This is a genomic window from Streptomyces coryli, from assembly GCF_011044975.1.
Classification (GTDB): Bacteria; Actinomycetota; Actinomycetes; order Streptomycetales; family Streptomycetaceae; genus Streptomyces; species Streptomyces coryli.
In genome coordinates, this window is sequence record NZ_JAAKZV010000330.1 from 1 (window position 1) to 7,340 (window position 7,340).

Here is a 7,340-nt window from a genome sequence, read left to right on the forward strand (position 1 = left end):
CCACCCGCCGACGCCCCCCGCACCCCAGTCGCGGGCGACGCCGCCGGGTGGTCCATGGAAGAGCGGCTGTACAACCAGGTCTGGGGCATGTTCGAGGACCTGGCGCGCACCGTCGCCGCCTATCGGTCCGCGGTCGACTTCGCCGAGTCCCGGATGGACCGCGAGCTGGAGAGCGTGCTGTCCGATCCGCGTACGCGGATGGGCCCGGTCGCCGACGCCGCCCGCGAGGCGGCCCGTAAGAAGCACGCCGACCTCGTCGGCACCGCCCGTGCCGCTCTCGAGCGCGACATCGCGCAGCTCGAGGCCGAGGCCGATGTCGTGGAGCCCGCGCTGCCCCCGCCCTTCGCCGGCTGGGAGAGTCCCACCTGGCATGGTTACCAGGTCCCCGGCGAGCTGCCGCTCGCCGTCCGCCTCGGTGACCTGCGGCTGCCGGAGACATCAGGGCTGCGCATCCCGATGCTGGTCCGGCTCCCGCTGGAGCGCGGGCTGTGGATCGACAGCGGCCGCGGCGCCTCCACCGAGGCGGCCTTCATCGACGCCGCGCTGGCCGATCCGAGCCTCGCCGACCCCGGCGAGCTGCGCGCCCGCGCCGCCCGCACCGCGGTCGCGCATGCGGCCCGGCTGCTCGCCACGTACCCGCCGGGCGAGCTGTCCGTGCAGGTCATCGACGCGGCCGGCACCGCGGCCCCGGCGCTGACCCCGCTGCTGCACTCCGGCGTGCTGGCCGACCCGCCGCCGACCGGCGCGGCCGGCGTCCAGGCGACCCTGGACAAGCTCACCCAGCGCGTCGACCTCGTCCAGATGGCGATCCGCAGCGGCGCCGCCGACGCGCTGCCTGATGACCTCGACGTCGCCGAGCAGCTGCTCGTCGTGCACGACTTCCCGCACGGCTTCGACGACCGGGCCGTCACCCAATTGCGCTATCTCGCGGACGAGGGTCCGTCCGTCGGCGTGCACCTGCTGCTGGTGGCCGACCGGGAGGACACCCGCGGCTTCGGCCCGGTGCTGGATCCGCTGTTCCGGACGCTGCTGCGGCTCACGCCCGTAGCCGACGATCACCTGGCGGACCCGTGGGTGGGGCATGCCTGGACATACGAGCCGGCCGTGGTGCCGGCGGGCAGCCAGGTGCTGACGCAGGTGCTCGGGCAGGTGGCGGCGGCACGGCGGCTGCAGGGGCGGTAGGCGGTACGGGCCGGGGTCGGCCCGTACCGCTCAAGTGGTGCGCCCGGCGCCGTGCGGCCACGCTTGATCCGTGGACGTATCGCCGCTCGCCTGGGTGCTGACCATCGTCGCCCTTTGCCTGCTCATCGCCGTCGACTTCTTCGTCGGGCGCAAGCCGCACGAGGTGTCGATGAAGGAGGCCGGGACCTGGACAGTCGTCTGGGTCGTCCTGGCCGTGCTCTTCGGGCTCGGCATCTGGTGGCACTCCGGGTCCAAGCCGTCGGGCGAGTTCTTCGCGGGCTACATCACCGAGAAGTCGCTCAGCGTCGACAACCTCTTCATCTTCGTCCTGATCATGAAGAAGTTCGCCGTGCCTTCGCAGTACCAGTCCCGGGTGCTGATGATCGGCGTGATCATCGCGCTCGTGATGCGCGCCATCTTCATCGCGCTCGGCGCCGCGCTGATCAACTCCTTCGCCTGGATCTTCTACCTCTTCGGGATCTTCCTGATCTGGACCGCCTGGAAGCTGATCAAGGAGGCCAGCGCAGAGGACCACAACGAGGAGTACGAGGAGAACAAGCTGCTCAAGGCGGTCGAGCGGCGCTTCCCCTCGACCAGCGAGTACCACGGCACCAAGCTCTTCGTATACGAGAACGGGCGCAAGCTCATGACCCCGATGCTGGTCGTGATGCTGGCGATCGGCTCCACCGACCTGCTGTTCGCGCTGGACTCGATCCCGGCGATCTTCGGGCTCACCCAGGACGCGTTCATCGTCTTCACCGCGAACGCCTTCGCGCTGATGGGCCTGCGGCAGCTGTACTTCCTCATCGGCGGCCTGCTCGACCGCCTCGTCCACCTCTCGTATGGCCTGTCGATCATCCTCGGCTTCATCGGGATCAAGCTGATCCTGCACGCCATCCACGAGACGACCGACCTGCACGTACCCGAGATTTCCACCCCCGTGTCGCTCGGCGTGATCTGCGGTGTCCTCATCATCACGACCATCACCAGCCTGCGGGCATCGCGGAACTCCGACGCGGCCGGCGTCTGACGCAGGTGTGAGCCGGTCCACAACCAGGTCTTTTGACTCTGGCTTTACCTCCTCTTGGCCATTCTTGTACCGTTGATGGTCATGCCACTAGGAGGGGAATCGGTTTGGACGTCTCACTGACCTTGTGGGTGCTCACGGTCGTCGGACTGTGTGCGCTCATCGCGGTCGACTTCTTCATCGGCGGTCGTAAGCCGCACGAGGTCTCGATCAAGGAGGCCGGTATCTGGACGATCGTCTGGATCGTCCTCGCCGCGCTCTTCGGCCTCGGACTGATGGTCTGGGGCGGCGGCCAGATCGGCGGCGAGTTCTTCGCCGGATACATCACCGAGAAGTCACTCAGCGTCGACAATCTCTTCGTCTTCGTCCTGATCATGGCGAAGTTCGCGGTCCCGGCGATCTACCAGCAGCGGGTGCTGATGATCGGCGTGCTGATCGCGCTGGTGCTGCGCGCCGTCTTCATCGCCGCGGGCGCGGCCGCGATCAACACCTTCGCCTGGGTCTTCTTCATCTTCGGCGCCTTCCTCATCTACACGGCCTGGAAGCTCATCCAGGAGGCCCGTGCCGACGAGGAGGACGAGGAGTGGGAGGAGGGCCGCCTGATGAAGTTCATCGAGCGGCGCGTCCCCTCCACCGACAAGTGGCACGGCACGAAGATGTTCGTCCGGGAGAACGGCAAGCGGCTGGTCACGCCGATGCTGATCGTCATGCTGGCGATCGGCACCACGGACGTGCTGTTCGCGCTGGACTCGATCCCGGCGATCTTCGGCCTGACCCAGGACCCGTACGTCGTCTTCACCGCGAACGCCTTCGCGCTGATGGGTCTGCGGCAGCTGTACTTCCTCATCGGCGGCCTGCTGAAGAAGCTGGTCCACCTGTCGTACGGCCTGTCGATCATCCTCGGCTTCATCGGCGTGAAGCTGGTGCTGCACGCCATCCACGAGACGACCAGCCTGCACGTACCGGAGATCTCCATCCCGGTCTCGCTGGGCGTCATCTGCGGCGTGCTGGTCATCACGACGATCACCAGCCTGATGGCGTCGAAGAAGCAGCAGGCGGCCGAGGCCGAGAAGGCGGAGCGGTCCGAGAAGCAGGACATCGAGGCCTGAGCCTTCGGGCCGGGCGCTGTCAGACCCTGGCCATACAGTTGGCCAAATGAGCACACCAGCGGGCAGGCAGGACGTGGCGCACAGCGCCGTCGTCTTCCTGCCCGCTGGTGTCGGTGCTCCGCCGCGGGCGGGGCGCATCGCGCTCACCCCGGCGCCCGGCGGGCCCGCGCCGGAGGGCGCCGACGCCGAGCTCACCGTCGTCCGGCCGCACGGCGAGGCGGTCTATCGCACCAGCGTCCCGGCCCGGCTGCTCACCATCGCCGAGGCGCTCCCGCTGCTGGCCGCCGCCGGGCGCGACCTCAGGGCGCACCGGGCCGCCGCCTGCTGGGGTGCCGCCGCGCTGCACGCGCTGCATCTGGTGGCGCGCGGGCGGCTGCTCCCCGGGCTCACCGAGGACGGCAGGGAGGCCTGGCGGGCGGGGCCGCTCGATGCCGAGGACCTGGCGCAGCTGCGCGGCATCGCCGCCGCCATGCCGTACGAGGCGCGGGCGGTGCCGCTGGAGGGGCGCTCCTCGCTCGAGCTCCCCGATGCCGAGGGCCTGGTCCGCGGCTTCCTGGACGCGGTGGCCGACACCCTGCCGCGTACGCCGGGGGCGCCGGCCGCCGCCGGGCATGCCGCGTATGCCACCGCGGACCCGCAGGGCGTCCGGCTCCCCGCCGCCGCGGGCTGGGTCGCCGAGGTGGCGGCGGGCGCCGACGCGGGCGTGAAGATCTCGCTGCGGCTGCACCTGTCCGCCCATGAGCTCTACGAGCCCGACGCCCGCCCCGCCGCCGTAGCGCTGCAGGTGCACAGCCTCGCCGATCCCACGCTGCTCAGCGACGCCGTCGGCCTCTGGGACGGCTCCGCCGCCGGCGCCTTCGGCCCGCGCGCCCGCGTCGATACGGTCCTGGCGCTGCGCCGCGCCGCCCGCGTCTGGCCGCCGCTGGCGCGACTGCTCGACCAGTCGGTGCCCGACACCCTCGTCCTCCAGGACGACGAGCTGCAGGAGATCCTCGGCCCGGCCGCCCGCCGGCTGGAGGCGGCCGGCATCAAGGTGCACTGGCCGCGCAGCCTCGTCCGCGACCTCACCGCGGACGCGGTGGTGCGTCCAGGGCCCGGCACCGCGTCGAACGAGACGAGTTTCTTCGACGCCGAGCAGCTGCTGGAGTTCCGCTGGCAGGTGTCGCTCGGCGGACTGCCGCTGACCGAGCGGGAGATGGACGAGCTGGCCGAGGCGCACCGCCCGATGGTGCGGCTGCGCGACCAGTGGGTGGTCGTCGACCCGGAGCTGGTGCGCAAGGTCCGTAAGCGCGCGCTCGGCTATCTCGACCCGGTGGAGGCGCTCGCCGTCGCGCTCACCGGCGAGGCGGAGGTGGACGGCGAGCAGGTGCCGGTGCGCCCGACGGGCACGCTGGCCGAGATCCGTAAGGGGCTGGCGCTAGAGGGCGAGCCCCTTACCCAGCAGCCGCCGGGACTCGCCGCCACCCTGCGCGAGTATCAACTCCGCGGCCTCGCCTGGCTGGACCGCATGACCCGCCTCGGCCTCGGCGGCTGCCTCACCGACGACATGGGCCTCGGCAAGACCATCACCGTCATCGCCCTGCAGCTGCGGCGCAGGCCGTCGGCGCCGGTGCTGGTGGTCTGCCCGGCGTCCCTGCTCGGCAATTGGCAGCGGGAGATCGAGCGTTTCGCCCCCGGCGTGCCGGTGCACCGCTATCACGGCAGCGGCCGCTCCCTGGACGGCGCGTCGGCGTCGGGCGGCTTCGTCCTCACCACGTACGGGACGATGCGCACCAGCGCGCCCGAACTGGCCGGCGTCCCCTGGGACCTGGTCGTCGCCGACGAGGCGCAGCACGTCAAGAACCCGTACTCGGCGGCCGCCAAGGCGCTCCGTACGATCCCGTCGCGCGCCCGCGTCGCCCTGACCGGCACCCCCGTGGAGAACAACCTCTCCGAGCTCTGGGCCATCCTCGACTGGACCACCCCCGGCCTCCTCGGCGGCCTGAAGAACTTCCGCGCCCGGCACGCCCGCGCCATCGAGTCCGAGGGCGACCCGGACGCGGCGGAGCGGCTGGCGCGGCTGGTCCGCCCGTTCGTGCTGCGCCGCCGCAAGGCCGACCCCGGCATCGCGCCCGAGCTGCCGCCGAAGACCGAGACGGACCACCCGGTGGCGTTGACCCGCGAACAGGCCGTGCTCTACGAGGCGGTGGTGCGCGAGGCGCTCGACGAGATCGCGTCCGCGGAGGGCACGATGGCGCGGCGCGGCCTGGTGATGAAGCTGCTCACCTCGCTCAAGCAGATCTGCAACCACCCGGCGCAGTATCTGCGCGAGCCCGACGGCCTGCTGGCGGCCCGCTCGGGAAAGCTGCAGCTTCTCGACGAGCTGCTGGAGACGATCGTGGCGGAGGACGGCGCGGTGCTCGTCTTCACGCAGTACGTGACGATGGCCCGGCTGCTCGAGCGCCATCTCGCCGCCCGGGGCATCCCGTCCCAACTCCTGCACGGCGGCACCCCGGTGCTGGAGCGGGACGCGATGGTCGCGCGCTTCCAGAACGGCGAGGTCCCGGTCTTCCTGCTGTCCCTGAAGGCGGGCGGCACCGGCCTGAACCTGACCCGGGCGGGCCATGTCATCCACTACGACCGCTGGTGGAACCCCGCCGTCGAGGAGCAGGCCACCGACCGCGCCTACCGCATCGGCCAGACCCAGCCGGTGCAGGTGCACCGCCTGATCACGGAGGGCACGGTGGAGGACCGGATCGACGAACTCCTCATCACCAAGCGCTCCTTGGCCGACGCCATCCTCGGCGCCGGGGGCGGCGAGACGGCGCTGACGGAGCTGTCGGACGCGGACCTGGCGGAGCTGCTGGCGCTGCGCGCGGGGCCTGACAGCGGTGAGGGGGACCTGTGAGCCGTACGAACCCTGCCCGCCCCGACGCGCCTCCGCCGTGGGACCCGCTCAAGCCACCCCTGCGCGTCCCCGGCGACGACCGGCGCCGCATCTTCCCGGCGTTCGCCGCGCGCAAGGGCAGCCGGGTCCCCTTCGCCGATACCTGGTGGGGCGAGGCCTGGCTGGCCGCGCTCGAGCAGACGTCCCTGGACTCCGGCCGCCTCGCGCGTGGCCGCACGTATGCGCGCGGGGGCCATGTCCAGGAGATGACGGTCACGCCCGGACGCGTCGCCGCCCTCGTCCAGGGCAGCCGCCCGCGCCCGTATCGCGCCGAGGTCCGCCTCCGGACCCTCACCGACGCCCAGTGGGACCACTTCCTCGACCGGGCCGCGGCCGACCCCGCCCACCTGGCCGCCCTGCTCGACAAGGAACTGCCGCACGCCCTGGCCGACTCCGGCACCCGGCTCCTCCCCGCGGAGGGCGACCTGGCGCCGCACTGCTCATGCCCCGACACCGGGCGTCCGTGCAAGCACGCGGCCGCGCTCTGCTACCAGGCGGCGCGGCTGCTGGACGCCGACCCGTTCGTGCTGCTGCTGATGCGGGGGAGGGGCGAGTCGGAGCTGCTGGAGCAGTTCCGCCGCCGCAATGCGGCGCGGTCCGCCGCGGAGTCCCGGGGGCGCACGGCGCCGGGCGTCCCGGCGCGCGAGGCGGTCTTCCGCACGAACCGGCCGCCGCTCCCGCCGCCCCTGCCGCTCCCCGAACTCCCGGGTACGGGCCCGGCGCTGCCCGATCCGGAGCCGGGCCTGCCGGTGGACTCCACGGCCGTGGAGCTGCTGGCGGGGGACGCGGCTTCCCGCGCGCATGCGGCGCTGACGCGGATGACGGGGGTGGGCGGCCTTGGGCCTGCCTCGGCGGGGGGCCGTAACTCCGCCGCCGCGCGCGGCACCACGCCCGCCGCGCCGACTGGCTCCACGCCCACCGCGCCGGGGGGCCGTAACTCCGCCGCGGCTCCCGGGTCCACGCCCGCCGCGGCGCCCGGGTCCACGCGCGCTGCGCGCCCCGGCTCCACACCCGCTGCGCGGCCCGGCTCCACGCCCGCCGCGCAGCGGGTGTGGAGCCTGTCTCCTATACACATCGCCGAGCCCACGAGACATGA

General features: G+C 72.3%; 4 protein-coding genes and 1 pseudogene. All 5 read left to right on the top strand.

The features are described from left to right. A pseudogene (locus G5C51_RS38190) lies at positions 1 to 1,182 on the top strand (TerD family protein); the annotation flags it as partial. A 70-nt stretch (positions 1,183 to 1,252) separates the two neighbouring features. Further along, positions 1,253 to 2,212: a TerC/Alx family metal homeostasis membrane protein gene (locus G5C51_RS38195; protein ID WP_165244876.1), complete on the top strand. Its 960-nt coding sequence runs from the start codon at positions 1,253 to 1,255 to the stop codon at positions 2,210 to 2,212. 104 nt (positions 2,213 to 2,316) lie between these two features. After that, the gene (locus G5C51_RS38200; protein ID WP_165244878.1) at positions 2,317 to 3,318 is read left to right on the top strand and encodes a TerC family protein; all 1,002 of its coding nucleotides are present in this window, start codon (positions 2,317 to 2,319) and stop codon (positions 3,316 to 3,318) included. A gap of 46 nt (positions 3,319 to 3,364) precedes the next feature. Beyond that, positions 3,365 to 6,205 (top strand): DEAD/DEAH box helicase, encoded by a 2,841-nt coding sequence (locus G5C51_RS38205; RefSeq protein WP_165244880.1) that lies wholly within the window; start codon positions 3,365 to 3,367, stop codon positions 6,203 to 6,205. Beyond that, the coding region (locus G5C51_RS38210; RefSeq protein WP_420824901.1) for an SWIM zinc finger family protein at positions 6,202 to 7,340 on the top strand (1,139 nt) is incomplete at its 3' end. The genes G5C51_RS38205 and G5C51_RS38210, both read left to right, overlap by 4 nt.